Annotated in this window: 15 protein-coding genes; 5 read left to right on the top strand and 10 right to left on the bottom strand. The window is 74.7% G+C overall.

The window, feature by feature from the left end:
• Positions 1-19: 19 nt before the first annotated feature.
• The 9 genes from K3554_RS02015 to fliL are packed head-to-tail and all read right to left on the bottom strand — an operon-like array spanning position 20 to position 8,447.
• Positions 20-367 carry a hypothetical protein gene (locus tag K3554_RS02015; RefSeq protein ID WP_259942854.1) on the bottom strand — a complete coding sequence of 116 codons (348 nt, stop codon included), beginning with the start codon at positions 365-367 and terminating at the stop codon, positions 20-22.
• Positions 364-1,413 carry a flagellar biosynthesis protein FlhB gene (locus K3554_RS02010; RefSeq protein WP_259942851.1) on the bottom strand — a complete coding sequence of 350 codons (1,050 nt, stop codon included), beginning with the start codon at positions 1,411-1,413 and terminating at the stop codon, positions 364-366. Before K3554_RS02010 ends, K3554_RS02015 begins: the two co-directional genes overlap by 4 nt.
• Positions 1,410-2,171, bottom strand: coding sequence for a flagellar biosynthetic protein FliR (locus K3554_RS02005; RefSeq protein WP_259942850.1), 762 nt, complete (start codon positions 2,169-2,171; stop codon positions 1,410-1,412). The genes K3554_RS02010 and K3554_RS02005 overlap by 4 nt, the downstream gene beginning before the upstream one ends.
• 2 nt (positions 2,172-2,173) lie before the next feature.
• On the bottom strand, positions 2,174-4,243 hold the full coding sequence (locus K3554_RS02000; protein ID WP_259942848.1) for a flagellar biosynthesis protein FlhA: 2,070 nt from the start codon (positions 4,241-4,243) through the stop codon (positions 2,174-2,176).
• A gap of 39 nt (positions 4,244-4,282) precedes the next feature.
• Positions 4,283-6,094 carry a hypothetical protein gene (locus K3554_RS01995; RefSeq protein ID WP_259942846.1) on the bottom strand — a complete coding sequence of 604 codons (1,812 nt, stop codon included), beginning with the start codon at positions 6,092-6,094 and terminating at the stop codon, positions 4,283-4,285.
• A complete protein-coding gene (gene motA, locus K3554_RS01990) occupies positions 6,091-6,957 on the bottom strand; it encodes a flagellar motor stator protein MotA (protein WP_259942844.1) in 867 nt (288 codons plus the stop codon). Before motA ends, K3554_RS01995 begins: the two co-directional genes overlap by 4 nt.
• Positions 6,954-7,526, bottom strand: coding sequence for a MotE family protein (locus K3554_RS01985; protein WP_259942842.1), 573 nt, complete (start codon positions 7,524-7,526; stop codon positions 6,954-6,956). The genes motA and K3554_RS01985 overlap by 4 nt, the downstream gene beginning before the upstream one ends.
• A complete protein-coding gene (locus K3554_RS01980) occupies positions 7,523-7,900 on the bottom strand; it encodes a hypothetical protein (RefSeq protein ID WP_259942840.1) in 378 nt (125 codons plus the stop codon). The genes K3554_RS01985 and K3554_RS01980 overlap by 4 nt, the downstream gene beginning before the upstream one ends.
• A 10-nt stretch (positions 7,901-7,910) precedes the next feature.
• Positions 7,911-8,447, bottom strand: a complete 537-nt coding sequence (gene fliL, locus K3554_RS01975) for a flagellar basal body-associated protein FliL (protein WP_259942838.1) — start codon at positions 8,445-8,447, stop codon at positions 7,911-7,913.
• A gap of 123 nt (positions 8,448-8,570) precedes the next feature.
• On the opposite strand from fliL, the gene fliF reads away from it, so the two are divergent.
• The 5 genes from fliF to K3554_RS01950 are packed head-to-tail and all read left to right on the top strand — an operon-like array spanning position 8,571 to position 12,748.
• A complete protein-coding gene (gene fliF / locus K3554_RS01970; protein WP_259942836.1) occupies positions 8,571-10,229 on the top strand; it encodes a flagellar basal-body MS-ring/collar protein FliF in 1,659 nt (552 codons plus the stop codon).
• Position 10,230: 1 nt separating this feature from the next.
• Positions 10,231-10,797 carry a hypothetical protein gene (locus K3554_RS01965; protein ID WP_259942832.1) on the top strand — a complete coding sequence of 189 codons (567 nt, stop codon included), beginning with the start codon at positions 10,231-10,233 and terminating at the stop codon, positions 10,795-10,797.
• Positions 10,790-11,074, top strand: a complete 285-nt coding sequence (locus K3554_RS01960; RefSeq protein ID WP_259942830.1) for a FliM/FliN family flagellar motor C-terminal domain-containing protein — start codon at positions 10,790-10,792, stop codon at positions 11,072-11,074. The genes K3554_RS01965 and K3554_RS01960 overlap by 8 nt, the downstream gene beginning before the upstream one ends.
• Positions 11,071-11,781 (top strand): flagellar type III secretion system pore protein FliP, encoded by a 711-nt coding sequence (gene fliP / locus K3554_RS01955; protein ID WP_259942829.1) that lies wholly within the window; start codon positions 11,071-11,073, stop codon positions 11,779-11,781. The genes K3554_RS01960 and fliP overlap by 4 nt, the downstream gene beginning before the upstream one ends.
• A gap of 10 nt (positions 11,782-11,791) precedes the next feature.
• On the top strand, positions 11,792-12,748 hold the full coding sequence (locus tag K3554_RS01950; RefSeq protein ID WP_259942828.1) for a hypothetical protein: 957 nt from the start codon (positions 11,792-11,794) through the stop codon (positions 12,746-12,748).
• A 703-nt stretch (positions 12,749-13,451) separates the two neighbouring features.
• Here the strand turns inward: K3554_RS01950 and ettA are convergent.
• Complete coding sequence (gene ettA, locus K3554_RS01945; protein ID WP_259942826.1) at positions 13,452-15,107, bottom strand: energy-dependent translational throttle protein EttA; 1,656 nt, start codon at positions 15,105-15,107, stop codon at positions 13,452-13,454.
• Positions 15,108-15,163 lie beyond the last annotated feature (56 nt).

Raw genomic sequence — 15,163 nt, 5'->3', positions numbered from 1 at the left:
GACGGAGCGCGCCCTCCCCCTAGCGCCCCTCCTTCGCGAGCCGGTCGAGCACGCGCTCGCGGGCGACGGCACGGGCCGCATGGTGGCGCAGGGGGCGCAGGGTCGTCTCGGCGCGGGCCAGCGCCATGGCGAGGTCGCGGCGGCGGCCCGCGCGCCACACCTCCCACGCCGCCCGGTCGTGCGCCTCGGCCAGCGTCGCGCCGTCCGGGGCAGGCGCCGGCGTCTCGAGGCGGGACAGCTCGGCCCGCACGGGCTGGTGACGCCGCTCCTCGCGCATCAGCTCGGCGCGGCGGCGCTCGGCCACGAGGGCCGCCAGGTCGGCCAGCGCGCGCAGCTCGCGCGCCCGCTGCCTCGCGCGGCCCGTCACCGTCCGGCCTCCCGGCGCAGCGCCTCGGCGAAGCGGATCGCGGCCGCCACGGCGCGGAAGTGCTCGCGCGGGATGGCGTCGCCCAGCTCCACGGTGGCGTGGAGCGCGCGCGCCGTGGGCGGGTCGCTGAAGATCGGCACGCGCGCCGCCTCGGCCGCTTCGCGGATCCGCAGCGCGATCGCGTCGGTGCCCTTGGCGAGGCAGACCGGCGGGCTGGGCTCCGCGGCCGACCAGCGCAGGGCCACCGCGTAGTGCGTCGGGTTGACGACCACCACCGTGGCGTCGGGAACGTCGGCGAGCATCTGGTTCATCGCGATCTCCTGCGCGCGCTGGCGTCGCTGGGCCTTGAACTGCGGGTCGCCGTCGGACTCCTTCATCTCGTCCTGCAGCTCCTGGCGGGACATGCGGTTGCGCGAGGCGTGGGAGTGGCGCTGCCAGGTCACGTCGACTGCGGCGATGCACCCCGCGACGCCCACCACCACCGCCAGCGAGGCCAGCACGAGGCGGCCGAGCAGCATCGTTCCCTGCGCCGCCGGCAGCGCGGCGGCGGCGATGATGGGGTCCGCCGCGCTCCAGAGGACGGCGCCGAGGAGCGCGCCGTAGAGCGTCATCTTGGCGGCGGACTTCGCGAACTCGAACAGCCCGGTGGGGCCGAACTTGTTCTTGGCGTTCGCCAGGATCGAGACGCGCGCGGCCTTGGGCGCTAGCCGCGAAGGTGCCATCACCGCCGCGCGCTGCGCCGCCACCGCGCCGGCCACCGCGAGCGCGGGCGCGGCGGCGAGCCACGCGCTCGCCAGCGCCGCCTCGCGCAGGGCGGTGGACCCCGCCGCGGCCATGGAGACGGCGCTGCCCCCCGCCAGCATCGCGGCCCCGACGTCGACGAGACGGCGCGCCACCGGAGGGCCGGCCACTAAGAGGGCCGCCGCGCCGCCGCAGTAGAGGCCGAAGGCGTTCAGCTCGGCGGAGCGGGCGATCTCGCCCTTCTCGCGGGCCTTCTGCAGCTTGCGCGGCGTCGGCTCGTGCGGCTTGTCGGCCTCCTCGCTCACGGCAGGAGCAGCGGGTCGGCCAGGGTGCCCATCACCCGCTCGCGCCAGACCGTGAGGATGGTGGCGGCCGTGGCGGCCAGTGTCGCCAGCGCGAGGCCGGTGATCGCGGGCGCGCCCACGAGGGCCACCATGAGCTGCGGCATGGCCTTGTTGATGACGCCGAGCGTGAGGTTGTAGAGCGTCGAGACGATCACGAAGGGCAGGGCGAGGCCGACCGCCAGCGCGAAGGCGTCGCCCACCCGCGCGACGCCCCATTCGGCCAGCGCGCCCCCCGGCAGGGCGAAGCCCACCGGGAACACGTCCCAGCTGCGCAGGAGCATCTCGACCACGGCAAGGTGGAGGCCGGACGCCATCAGCAGCGCCAGCCCCGCCACGTGGAGCAGCACGCCGATCGCCGAGGACGGCTCGGCCGAGGGCGCGCCGAAGAGCTGCGACAGCGAGGCCGCCTGCGCCGCGATCGTTCCCGCCACCAGCAGCGCCTGGGCCAGGAACCGCAGGGCCGCGCCGAGGGCCGCGCCCACCGCCACCTCGCCCAAGGCGAGCGCGGGCGTGATCGCGGGCGGCACCTGCGCCGCGGGCAGGAGCGGTGCGAGCACCGCCGTCAGCGCGGCGGCGGCCACCAGCCGCACGCGCGCGGGCACCATGCGCTCGCCGATCGCGGGCAGGAGGAGCATGAGGCCGCTGACGCGCAGGAACACCGCGGCGGCGGCGCCGAAGGGGGCGTCCATCGCGGCGGCCACCTGCGCCAGCGCCTCCACCCTCAGGCCGCCACGGAGCCGAGCATGGCGGGGCGCGCGCCGTGGCCCACCTCCTCGTAGGAGAGCACGGGGTTGCCGAGGCCGGCGTCGCGCAGGAGGCCGTGGACGTAGCGCCGGCGGCGCGCCGAGGTGACCACGGCCGGGTAGGTGCCGTTCTCGGCGGCGCGCGCCACGAGGTCGGCCACGCCCTGACGCAGCTTGCGGGCCGTCTCGGCGGGCAGGGCCACGTCCGAGAGGCCGCCCTGCATCTGGTGGCGCTCGAAGCACTCCTCCCAGCCGGGGGCGAGCTGGATCAGCGGCACGGTGCCGTCGGCGCGGCGCAGCTCGGCCACGATCTGCGCGCCGAGGCGCTGGCGCACCATCTCGGCGATCATGTCGGGCGGCATCTTCGCCTCGCGCCCCTCGGCCACGGTCTCGAGGATCACGGCGAGGTTGCGGATCGAGATCCGCTCGGACAGCAGGAGGCGCATCACGGCGAGCAACAGGTCCTGCGGCACCTTGGCGGGCACCAGATCGTCGATCAGGCGCCGGTTCTCGGCGGCGCGGGCCGGGTCGCTGACGCCGCGGTGGGCGTCGAGGATGCGCTGCAGCGCCTTGAGGCCCATCAGCTGCGGGAACGCGGACTTCACCACCTCCATCAGGTGGGTGGCGAGCACCTCGTCGGGGGTCACCACGGTCAGCTCGGCCAGCGTCTCGGGCTGCGCGGCGCCCTCGCGCACCCAGCGGGCCGGGGCACCGTAGACCGGCTCGGCCACGTCCGTCCCGGGGGCCGCGGGCAGCGGGGCGTCGCCCTTGAGGATCAGGAGGTGACCCGGTTGCAGGCGGTCGCGTGCCATCTCCACGCCCTGCACCCGAATCACGTAGGTGCCCGGCGGCAGGCCCGCGTCGTCCGTCAGGCGGATCTCGGGGAGGATCATGCCGAAGCCCTGGGCGATGTGGTTGCGCATCCCCTCGATGCGCCCTTCCAGCCCGCGCGCGGGGTCGAGCGCGAGGCCCACGAGGTCGTGGGCGAAGGTGACGCCGATGTCGTCGAGGTCGAGCACGTCGCCCATGGACTTCTTCGGCAGCGGCTGATCGGCGGGCGGGCGGTCCGCCTCGGCGCGGGCGCGGGCGAGCGTGCGATGGCGGTGCCAGGCGGCCCAGCCCATGCCCGTGGCCCCCAGCAGGAAGGGCACCACCGGCAGGCCCGGCACGGCGGCGAAGATCGCCAGGATCACGCCCACGGTGCCCAAGGCAAAGGGGTTGCCGCCGATCTGCGCTAGGATCGCGAGGTCCATCTTGCCGGTCGCCCCGCCGCGCGCGAGCAAGAGCGCCGAGGCGATCGAGATGATCACGGCCGGGATCTGGCTGACCAGCCCGTCGCCCACGGTCAGGATCGAGTAGGTCTGCAGCGCGTCGCCCACCGCCATGCCGTGCACCAGGAGGCCCACGGCGAGGCCGACCACGAGGTTCAGGAGCGTGATCAGCAGGCCCGCCACCGCATCGCCCTTCACGAACTTCGAGGCGCCGTCGAGCGAGCCGAAGAAGGTGGTCTCGGCCAGCTCCGTCTCGCGGCGGCGCTTGGCCTCGGCGTGGTCGATGGCGCCGGCCGCCATGTCGCTGTCGATGGCGAGCTGGCGACCCGGCATACCGTCGAGCGCGAAGCGCGCGCCCACCTCGGCCATGCGCGTGGCGCCCTTGGTGATGACCACGAAGTTCACGATCAGGAGCACGCAGAAGATCACCACGCCGAGGAACACGCTGCCGCCCATCACGAAGCGGGCGAAGCCCTCGATCACGTGGCCGGCAGCGTGGGTCCCGGTATGGCCCTGGCCGATGATGAGCTTGGTGGACGACACGTTGAGCGCCAGCCGCAGCATCAGCGAGGCCAGGAGCACCGTGGGAAAGGATGAGAAGTCGAGGGGCCGCTCCACGAAGAGCGCGGTGGTGAACATCAGGATCGCCAGCGCGAACGAGGAGGCGAGCCCGATGTCGAGCATCCATGACGGGATCGGGACCACCATCATCACGATCACCGACATCAGCGCGAGGGCGAAGAGCACGGTTGGCTGGAACAGCGCGCGCATGGTCATCCTCTCGCGGCGGGTCGGCGCATGGCTAGCGCGCGGTGGTTAAGGATCGGTTTCCCCGCCCGTGTCCCGCAGCAGGGCGGCGACGTGGGCCGCCGCCGTGCGCCCGCGGTCGAGGCGGGCCCGCGCGCCGGCGATCGTGCCCGGCGCCGCCTCGGGGTCGCCGGCGAGCAGGTGCGCCGCGATGCGCGAGCGGGGGCCATCGCCCGCGGCAGCCGCGGCGGCGAGGTCGCGCGACAGCCAGGCGGCGGCTTCCGGCCCCGGCGGGGAGGCAACCGTGACGAGCACCGGCGCGTCGGGTCCGGCAGGCTGCCAGCGGTCCGCAATCGAGGAGTAGCCTGCGTCCCGCACGAGGGCCGCGAGCGCGGCGCGCCCCTGCGCGGGCATCGCCTCGCGCCAGCGCAGGAGCGCCGTGGCCGCGACCACCGCCTCCGGGCCGGACGCCGCGCGCAGGTCCCGCGCGGCCCGGCCGAGGGCGGACGCCCGCAGCTCGGGCGCCGCCCGCTCCAGCCGTGCGGCGGCGGCGCTCCAGTCCCCGCCGTGCAGCGCGGCGCGGATCAGCGCGGTCTCCAGGGTGCCCCGCACGTCGCCTTCGGGCAGCTCGCCCACGAGGCCCTCCGCCTCGGCCAGCGCGCGGGGCGGGAGCGCCGCCGCGGCGCGGTCGGGGCCGAGGCGGGCGGCCAGCGCCGCGCCATGGGCGGCCGGGTCGTAGACGGGTGGACCCTCGTACTCGGGCGGCGTGCGCGTCTCGATCTCGGCGGCGAGGCCGTCCATCCCGACGAGGCGCACATGGGCCGCGGCGCGGGCGAGCAGGGCGGTCCGCCGCGCGGCGTGCATGTCCTGCACCAGCTCCAGGAGCGCGCGCCGCGCCTCCTCGGGCAGCCGCCGGTCGGGCGGCGCGGCGGCGAGCGAGAGCAGGAGCGCCGCCGGACCGCACCCGTCGACCAGCGCCCCTCCCGGGGGGGCCGTGCCCTCGCCCGAGGCGGCGAGCAGGAGCGCGGACCAGCGGTCGTGGATCCCGCGCGCGTGGGCGAGATGCGCAGCCTCCAGCGGGCGGCTGGCGGCGTGGAGCGCGTCGCGCAGCATCGCGGCGCTGCGCCCGTCGGCGGGATCGTAGGCAGCGAGCCGGTCGGCGAGCGCGGCTTCGGCGGCCTCGGGCGTCTGCGCGAGGAGGGCGGGCAAGCGGCCCGCGCCCACGCAGGCGCTGGGCTCGCCCCGTCCCAGCGGATCGGGAGCGTCCGCGCGGCGGTCGGCGGAGCGGCCGTCGCGCAGGCGAACCTGCTCGGGAGGCGTCGCACCCTCCGGCGGGGGCGGGGCGGCGCGCGCAGGTGCACCGGGAGCGATCAACCGTTCGCGCGAGGCGCGGGCGAGGCGGGGCGCGAGCGGGAAGTCGCGGGGGGGCAGGATCAGCGGGATCGTGACGGGCGACAGGTCGGCCGCGCGCACCGCCTCGGCCGGGGGGACCGCGGCGACGGCCTCCGGGGCCTCGGGCGGCATCTCGACCCCCTCGGGCAGCGGCGCGACGTCGATCGCGATCATGCCCCCGCCGGCGCGTACCACCTCGACGCCGCAGCGGCAGCCGAACCGCAGGACGAGCGCATCCCCGTCCTGCTCCACCGAGGCAATTCGCGCGCGGTCGATGCGCTCGTAGATCCGGGCGAGGTCGAACGCCGGCGCCGGCTCGAAGCGGATCGCCGCGGCGTCCCCCTCCTGCGATACCGTCCACACCAGCGCCCCCCCGGCGGCGAAGGCGAGGCGGGTGAACGCGCCGTGCTCGCCCGAGCGCAGCACGGTGGCGGCCGCGGCGGTGGGCAAGGTCAGCGCGAGGCACAGGAGGGCGAGCGCGCGCGTCATGCGGGCGCCTTGCTGGCCTTCAGCGCCTCCTCGAGGTCCGAGAACGAGGGGCGCATGTGGGTGGGCGTGCCCTGGCGGCCGACCTCGATGCAGATGTTGGTGGCATGGTTGTGCAGGTTGGCGACCAGCACCTGCTGGATCAGTCCGTAGAAGGCGGCGTCCTCCTCCTCCACGGCCTTGAGGCGCGCGGCGAAGGGGCCGGCGAAGCCGTAGGCGAGGAACACGCCGAGGAAGGTGCCCACCAGCGCGCCGGCGATCAGCTTGCCCAGCACCTCGGGCGGCTGGTCGATCGAGCCCATGGTCTTGATCACGCCCAGCACGGCGGCGACGATTCCAAGAGCGGGCAGCGCGTCGGCCATGCCCTGGATCGCGTGCGAGGGGTGCATGGCGTGGTGGAGGTTCTCCTCGAGGCGCGTGGCCAGCACCTCCTCGACCTGATGGGGATCGTCGTAATTCATGGTCATGGCGCGCAGGGTGTCGCAGATCATGGCGACCGCCTCGCCGTCGGCGAGGATGCGGGGGTACTGCGCGAAGATCGCGGAGCCCTCGGGGTTCTCGATGTGCTCCTCCAGGGCGACGGCGTTCTGCCGCGCGAGGCGCAGGAGCTGGTAGAGCAGGCACAGCAGGTCGCGGTAGTCGTCGCCCTTCCAGTGCGAGCCCTTGAACACCTTCTTGATGTCCTTGACCGTGTGCTTGATCGCGCCCATCGAGTTGCCGATCACGAAGGCGCCCACGGCGGAGCCGCCGATCATGATCATCTCGAAGGGCAGGGCCTTGAGGATGATGCCCATCTTGCCGCCCGCGGCGAGATAGCCGCCGAACACCATGACGAACACGATGGCGATGCCGGCCAGTCCAGTCATTGGGCGGGCTCCTCGGTGGCGGCGCCGGCGTTGCGGCCCGCGATGGCGGCGCTCACGGCGTAGGCGGTGAGCGGCTGGAGGTTGGAGAACACGGCCGCCGCGGCGGGCGGGGCCATGCGGGCCAGGAAGCCGGCCGCGAAGGCGGGGTCCATGGTCTCGAACACGGCGGCGGCATCCTTGGGCTTCATGCCCTCGTAGATCGCGGTGAGGCGGCCCAGATCGGCCTCCGAGGCGCCGTCCGAGGCGTACATGCGCGCCTCCAGCGCCGCCTCGGCCTCGGCGAGGTCGGCGAGCGCGCGCTCCACCGCCTCGCGGGCCACGCGCAGGTCCTGCTCGCGCAGCGCCACCTGCGCCTCGCGCCGGGCCAGCGCCTCGTCGCGGTCCGCCACGGCGGCGAGCAGCAGCTCCAGCTCCTCGGCCACGGGCGCGGAGGGGGGCGGCGCCTCGGCGGGGGCCTCGGCGATGCCGGCGAGGTTGGCAGACACGAGGCGCGTCATGGCCGACAGCACCAGCACCGCGGCGAGGCCCAGCAGCGCCACGCGCCCGACGAGCGCGTGCAGCCGGCTCACGAGGCCGCTCCGGCGCCGCGCAGGGCCGCGGGCGGGCGCTCGAAGCGCGGCACGGCGCCGGGCGGGGGGGCCTCCGGCGCGTCCGCCTCGTCGCCCTCCTCGCCCAGGCCGGCGAGCAGGAACGACAACTCGCCCTCGCGCCGCTCCGCCTCGCGGGTGAGCGTGGCGAGACGGGCCGCCGCGGCCTCCGCCTCCTCGGTGGCGCGCGCGGCGGTGCGCGTCAGCGCGTCGACCCGCTGCGACAGCGTCTCGATCGTAGCGCCGAGCCCCTCGTCGGAGCGCGCCAGCGCCCGCAGGCGCCGCGAGAGCACGAGGCAGTGCGCCGCGAGGCCGAGCGCCCCGAGCAGCAGCAGGATGTCCGCCAGGATGTCCATCGGTGCCTCCTCAGTTCAGCACGAAGTCGGTGACGAGGAGGTTGGCGACCGCCTCCTCGCCGGCGATCAGCCGGGCGCGCCGCAGCATCTGCGCGCGCAAGGCGAGCAGCGTCGCGGGGTCGTCCAGCACCGCGGGGTCGAGCGCGCGAAGGTAGCCGAGCATGGCGTCCTGCAGGCGCGGCTCCAGCCCGGCGACCGCGTCCTCGCCCTCCTCGCCCAGCTCCAGCACGATGCGGATGCGCAGCTGCCGTCCCTCGCCGCCGGTGCCGATCGACACCGCGATCGGGTCGATCTCGTGGAAGGCGTAAGGGGCGCCGGCGGGCGGGGGCGCGGGGGCCTCCGCGTCCTCGCCCGGCCCTCCCGCGTCCGCGTGCTCCGCCTCGGCGGGGGCGCCGCCGAGCAGGCCGTCGAGCATGCCCGTCCAGACGGCGCCGAACGCGCCGCCGCCCGCCACGAGGGCCAAGAGGAGCACGACGACGAGGCCCTTCTTGCCCTTCTTCGGCGCGTCCTCGGCGCCGGGATCGGTGTCGGGGGCGGTGTCGGTCACGCGGCGGTCCTCCGTCTGCTCGGGAGGGCCTGTAACCCGCAAGCAGCTAACCGCTTCTTAACGCCCATCGGCTTAGTTGCGCCGCGACGGCCGGGGGGCCGGAGCGAGAGAGGACGCCGCCACGTGCAGACGCTGATCGACGACATCAAGGCACGGCGGCTGCGCCGCCCCGCGATCCTCGCAGGCGCCACGCTGGCCACTTTCGCGCTGGTCCTCGCGCTCGCGCGCATGGCCTCGGAGCCTGTGCTGGAGCTGCTCTACGCCCGCCTAGACCCGGCGGTCGCGTCCGGCATTCTCTCCGAGCTGGAGGCGCGCGGCGTCGCGCACGAGCTGCGGGGCGACTCGATCTGGGTCGATGCGGCGCAGCGCGACCGCCTGCGCCTCGACCTGGCCGCCGAGGGGCTGCCCGGCGGCGACGGCGCGGGCTACGAGCTTCTCGACACGCTGTCGGGCTTCGGCACCACCTCGCAGATGTTCGACGCCGCCCTCCTGCGCGCTCGCGAGGGGGAGCTGGCGCGTACGCTGCTCGCGGGACGGGGCGTCGAGGCGGCGCGCGTCCACGTCGCCGCCTCGAACCGCTCGCCCTTCGCGCGCGAGCGGGCCGCCACGGCGTCGGTGACGTTGCGGATGCGCTCGGGCGACGTGCCCGCGGATCTGGCCGAGGCAGCGCAGACCCTCGTGGCCGGCGCGGTGGCGGGGCTAGCGCCCGGCGACGTGTCGGTGATGGACGCCCGCTCGGGGCGCGTGGTCTCGCGCGAGGCGGGGCCGAACCCGAACGCGCGCCGGGCCGAGCGCCTGCACGAGATGCGCGCCGCGATCGACCGCATCCTCGCCGCGCGCGTGGGGCCGGGCCGTTTCGTGGCCGAGGTGAACCTCGAGACGTCGCTCGCCGAGGAGACGATGCGCGAGCGCACGCTCGACCCCTCGGGCCGCGTGGCGATCAGCACCGAGACCGAGGAGAGCACCGCGAGCGGCACCGCGGCGGGCGGCGGCGTGACCGTGGCCAGCAACCTGCCCGACGGCGACGCCGGCGCGGAGGGCGGCGGCGAGAGCCGCAGCGCCGACTCGCGCGAGCGGGTGAACTACGAGGTGTCCGAGCGCGAGCGGCAGGTGGTGCGCGGCGCCGGCGCGGTGGAGCGCATCTCGGTTGCCGTGCTGGTGGACGGCACCTACGCACCGACCGAGGGCGGCGCGGAGCCCGACTGGACGCCCCGCCCCGACGAGGAGCTCGCCACCATCGCCGAGCTGGTCCAGTCCGCGGTGGGCTTCCGCGAGGATCGCGGCGACGTCGTCACCGTGCGCACCTTGCGATTCGAGGCCCTCGCCCCGCCCAGCCTGGAGGCGCCGGGAACGCCGTGGCTGTCGGGCGCGCAGGCGGTGCGCCTCGCCACGGTGGGCGGCGTGATCCTGGCCGCGCTCGGGGTGATGGCATTCGTGATCCGCCCGCTGCTCGCGGGCACGGCGGCGGCGCCGCAGGCGGGCGAGGCCGAGGCGGAAGGCCAGGCCGCACTGGCTACGCCCGAAGCCGCTGCACCGCCCCCCGCCGCCGCCGCCCTCGCGCCCCCCGAGGCCGCGGCGCCGCCGCAGGTCGCTGGGCCCGAGGCCCCGCCCAGCCGCGCGAAGTTGCCCGCCCCCGAGGCCACGCTCGACGACGAGGCCGCTTCCGCCGCCGCCGATCCGGTGGAGCGCCTGCGCACCCTCATCTCCGAGCGGCGCGACGAGACGGTCGAGGTCCTGAAGGGCTGGATCGAGGAGGATGCGATGGCCGAGGAGACGACCTGACATGGTGCTCGAGGATTTCGCCGTCGCGCCGGGCCGCGCCCGGGGGCAGTCCGCCGAGGGCACGGACCTGTTCGACCGCGGCTACCAGCAGGGCTGGGAGGACGCCGCCGCGGCGATCCGCGCCGACGACCTGCGCGCCGCGGCCCGCCTCGCCACCCGGCTCGAGGGCATGACCCACACCCAGAGCGCCGCCATGAGCCTGTGCCTCGCGCAGATCGAGCCGCTGCTCGCCGAGATCTTCGACAAGATGTTGCCGCGCGCCGCGGACCGCGCGTTCCTCGGCCTCGTGATCCAGGAGGCGGCCTCGCAGCTGCGCGACGCCTCGGGCCACGCGCTGACCCTGCGCGTGGCCCCCGAGGCCGTCGGACCCCTCCACGCCTATCTCGAGGGCACCTCCGCCGACCTCGCCGCCCTGCGGGTCGAGGGCGAGGCCGGTCTCGCGCCGCTCGAGGCCCGCCTCGTCCACCCGGGCGGCGAGCGCGAGATCGACCTCGCGGGCCTGCTCGACGGGATGGACGACGCCTTCGACGCCCTGCGCACTTCAGAGAGGAGCCGCACCGATGACTGACGCCCCCCTGGCGGAGACCGCCGAGCGCGGACCCTTCGCGCGCGTGCCGGTGGAGGTCACGGTCTCCGTCGGCCGCGCCTATCCCACCGTGGCCGAGCTGCTGCGCCTCGCGCCCGACGCGGTGATGACCCTGGACCAGGCCGCGACCGACCCGGTGGAGCTCTATGCCGGCGACCGCCTGATCGCGCGCGGCACCCTGGAGGAGGCGGTGGGCGAGGGCGCGGGCCGCCTCGCGGTGCGCCTCACCGAGATCGCCGACCTCAATGGAACGCTTTGAGACCCCTCCTCGCCGCGCTGGCACTGCTGCCGCTCGCCGCGCCGGCGGGGGCGCAGGAGCTGGCGGCGCCCCTGCGCGAGCTGATCGAGGGGCAGTCGCTGGCGCTCGGCGCGGTGCAGCTCGTCGCGCTCCTAACGGTGCTCAGCCTCGCGCCCGGCATCGTGATCACGATCACCTGCTTCCCGTTCGTCGTCACCGTGCTGTCGATCCTGCGCCAGGCCATCGGCCTGCAGGCCGCCCCGCCCAACATGCTGATCATCAGCCTCGCGCTGTTCCTCACCTGGTTCGTGATGGAGCCGGTGGCGCTCGCCGCCTGGAGTGGGGGGATCGAGCCGTGGACCGACGGCGCGCTGTCCCTCGCCGAGGCGGTGCCCCGGGCGCTGGCCCCGTTCCGCGCCTTCATGGCGGCCCGCGTCGACCCCGACACTCTGGCCCACATCGCGGCGCTGCGCCCTGCCGATGCGGACGCTCTGTCGGTGCTGGTGCCGTCGTTCCTGCTCTCGGAGATCGCCCGGGCGTTCCAGATCGGCTTCCTCGTGTTCATGCCGTTCCTGGTGATCGACATGGTGGTGGCCGCGGTGCTGATGTCGATGGGGATGATGATGGTGCCGCCGGCGATCGTCTCGCTGCCGTTCAAGCTGGCGTTCTTCGTGGTGGTCGACGGCTGGGCGCTGGTCGCGGGGGCGCTGGTGGCCGGCTATGGGTAAGGGGGGCGCGATGAGGGATCTGTTCCGGCGCATCCGGCCCGCCGGGCGCGAGACCCCGTCCGCGCCCGGCCCCAAGCGGGCGGGCAAGGACGGCGCGCGGCACCTGCTGCACCTGCTCGGCGAGGGCGGCGCGCCGGACGCCGCGCCCCCGCCCGAGGACGAGCTGCGGCGCATCGCGGCGGAGCTGGTGCGACGGATCGAAGGGGGGCAGGCGGCGCCGCGCCGTGGGGGCGGGACGGCGACCGACGCGTCTGCGCCGCGCTCGGCGACGCGAGAGGCGGCGGCTGGCACGACTTCCGGCCCGCGGTCCGAGGAGACTGCGCCGATCGCGAAAGGCGGCGCGACGCCCGAGCCTCCGGCGGCCTTCGATCCCGGTGCCGGCTGGCGTGCGGCGATGCGCGCGGCACCGAAGGGGCGGAGCGCTTCCGTGGCGGCGCCGGACGGAGCGGAGAGCGCGCGGACGGCGCAACCACCCGAACAGGGTCGGGCGGAGGTGGAGCCTGAGGCCGAGCAACTCGACCCGGCGACGGCACCGACCAGCGGATGGGCGGCGCGGCTGTCCGCGGGCTCCGGATCGCTTGGAAACCCCTTCGAGGAGGCGGACGGCGCCGGCCCGGTCTTCCGGTCCCGGCTGGCCGTGCGGGCGGAGGCACCGGCCGCGCCGCGTGCGGGCGAAGAGGCGGATGCGGGCATCCGGACCGCCGCTGCCGCCACCGCCGCCGCGTCGTCTGCGCAGCCCCGCCCCGTTCCCCCGTTCGACCCGAAGCGGGCGGTGCGGCCCCCAGCGACGCCGGTCTCGGTCGCGGACCTCCTCGTCGAGGCGGAGGCGGCGGGCACGCTGGCCGCCGAGCACCCCGCGACGATCGTGATGGCGTTGCGCGACCGCAGCCGCCCCGAGCAGGCCGCCGCGCTGCGCCGCCTGCCGCCCACGCTCGCGCGCAGCGTTCACCGGATGCTCCTGCGGTGACCGGGGGGGGGCGTCATGCGGGCTCTGGGTCACACGAGAAGATTGCGTCGGCATCCCTTCGCTCCGCGCTCGGTCCCGGTGCGTCCGTCGTCGATGCGTTTGGCCGCGGTCTCGAATGCGTGGCGGGTGGGCACCCGGCGACGATCGTGATGGCGGCGGGCAACCGTAGTCGGCCCGAACGGCGTGGCAGCGTGCCGCTCGTCGCCGACGCTCGCGCGCGGCGCGCAACAGGTGCTCCGACGGTGACATGGGACGCATTCCGATCGGATCGCACCACGCACCGACGTAGCCCGATGCGCTTCAGCTCGGAGCATTCGATAGGCGTCCCGCCGGACTGCGGTGTCAGGCACCTGAGCGACTCACCATGCAGGGCGATGGCATCGTTTCCGCGTGGCCATGGCCGAACGCACGTCCACTCGTGATCGATGTGCCCGATCGGGATGACGTTCGCCCTACGCCGGGGCGGCGACCGACCTCCGCTTCGGGTGCGACCGTCGCCTTGGCTCCGGACAATCACATGATCCGGCGCATTCGACCCGGTGCGAAACCCCGCACCGGCATCGGAACGGGGTCTCGCGCCGCCATCACGCGGCGACGGCGGCGATGCGGGAACGGTGTCGCCCCCCCCCCGCGGCATCTCGAGGGCATGTGGCGGGCCAGCGCGGTGGGGACAGGGGGCGGGGTCGAGTCCCCCGCCCCGTCCTCAGCGGGTGAACTTCTTGTACTTCACCCGCGTCGGCTCCAGCGCGTCGGGGCCGAGGCGGCGGGCCTTGTCTTCCTCGTAGGCCTCGAAGTTGCCCTCGAACCACTCCACGTGGGCCTCGCCCTCGAAGGCGAGGATGTGGGTGCACAGGCGATCGAGGAAGAAGCGGTCGTGACTGATGACAACGGCGCAGCCGGCGAACTCGGCGATGGCGTCCTCGAGGGCGCGCAGCGTCTCCACGTCGAGGTCGTTGGTCGGCTCGTCGAGCAGCAGCACGTTGCCGCCCTCCTTCAGGAGCCGCGCCATGTGGACCCGGTTGCGCTCGCCGCCCGACAGCAGCCCGACCTTCTTCTGCTGGTCGCCGCCCTTGAAGTTGAACGACGAGCAGTAGGCGCGGGAGTTCACCTCGGCGTCCCCGAGCTTGATGATCTCGGCGCCGCCGGTGATCGCCTCCCACACGGTGTGGTCGGGGTTGAGGTCGTCGCGCGACTGGTCGACGTAAGAGAGCTTCACCGTGTCGCCGTAGGTTACGGTGCCCGCATCGGGCTGCTCCTGGCCCGTGAGCATGCGGAACAGGGTCGACTTGCCGGCGCCGTTGGGGCCGATCACGCCGACGATGCCGCCGGGGGGCAGCGCGAAGCTGAGGTTCTCGATCAGAAGCTTGTCGTCGTAGGCCTTCCGTAGGCCGTCCGCCTCGATGACCTTGGAGCCCAGGCGCGGGCCGTTCGGGATCACGATCTGGGCGCGGCCCACGCGCTCGCGCTCGGACTGGCCGGCCATCTCCTCGTAGGCCTGGATGCGGGCCTTGGACTTGGCCTGCCGGGCCTTGGCGCCGGCGCGGATCCATTCGAGCTCGCGCTCCAGGGTCTTCTGGCGCGACTTGTCCTCCTTGGCCTCGCGGGCGAGGCGCACGGCCTTCTGCTCGAGCCAAGCGGAGTAGTTGCCCTCGTAGGGGATGCCCCGGCCGCGGTCCAATTCGAGGATCCAGCCGGTGATGTCGTCGAGGAAGTAGCGGTCGTGGGTGACGATCAGGCAGGTGCCCTTGTAGTCGATCAGGTGCCGCTGCAGCCAGGCGATGGTCTCGGCGTCGAGGTGGTTGGTGGGCTCGTCGAGCAGCAGCATGTCGGGCGCCTCGAGCAGCAGCTTGCACAGCGCCACGCGGCGGCGCTCGCCGCCCGAGAGGTTGGCGGGCATGGCCTCGTCCGGCGGGCAGCGCAGGGCCTCCATCGACACATCCACTTGGGCGTCGAGATCCCACAGGCCTTCCGCGTCGATCTGGTCCTGTAGGGCGGCCATCTCCTCGGCGGTCTCGTCGGAGTAGTTCATGGCCAGCTCGTTGAAGCGGTCGAGCTTGGCCTTCTTGGCGGCCACGCCGAGCATGACGTTCTCGCGGACGGTCTTGTCCTCGGCGAGCGCCGGCTCCTGCGGCAGGTAGCCCACGTGGGCGCCCTCGGCGGCCCAGGCCTCGCCCGAGAAGTCCTTGTCCTGCCCGGCCATGATCCGCATCAGGGTCGACTTGCCGGTGCCGTTCACGCCCACGACGCCGATCTTCACGCCCGGCAGGAAGCTCAGGCGGATGTTCTCGAACACCTTCTTGCCGCCGGGATAGGTCTTGGAGACGCCGTCCATGTGATAGACGTACTGATGCTTGGCCATGCTCGCCCCTCGGGTGGATCAGGGGCGCGATGTAATCCGCGCGGGCGGGCGGCGCA

Origin of the sequence: Jannaschia sp. W003, from assembly GCF_025144335.1 — a bacterium.
Taxonomy (GTDB): Bacteria; Pseudomonadota; Alphaproteobacteria; order Rhodobacterales; family Rhodobacteraceae; genus Jannaschia.
The sequence above is the reverse complement of the archived record's forward strand: the minus strand, read 5'-3'. Positions and strand labels throughout refer to the sequence as shown.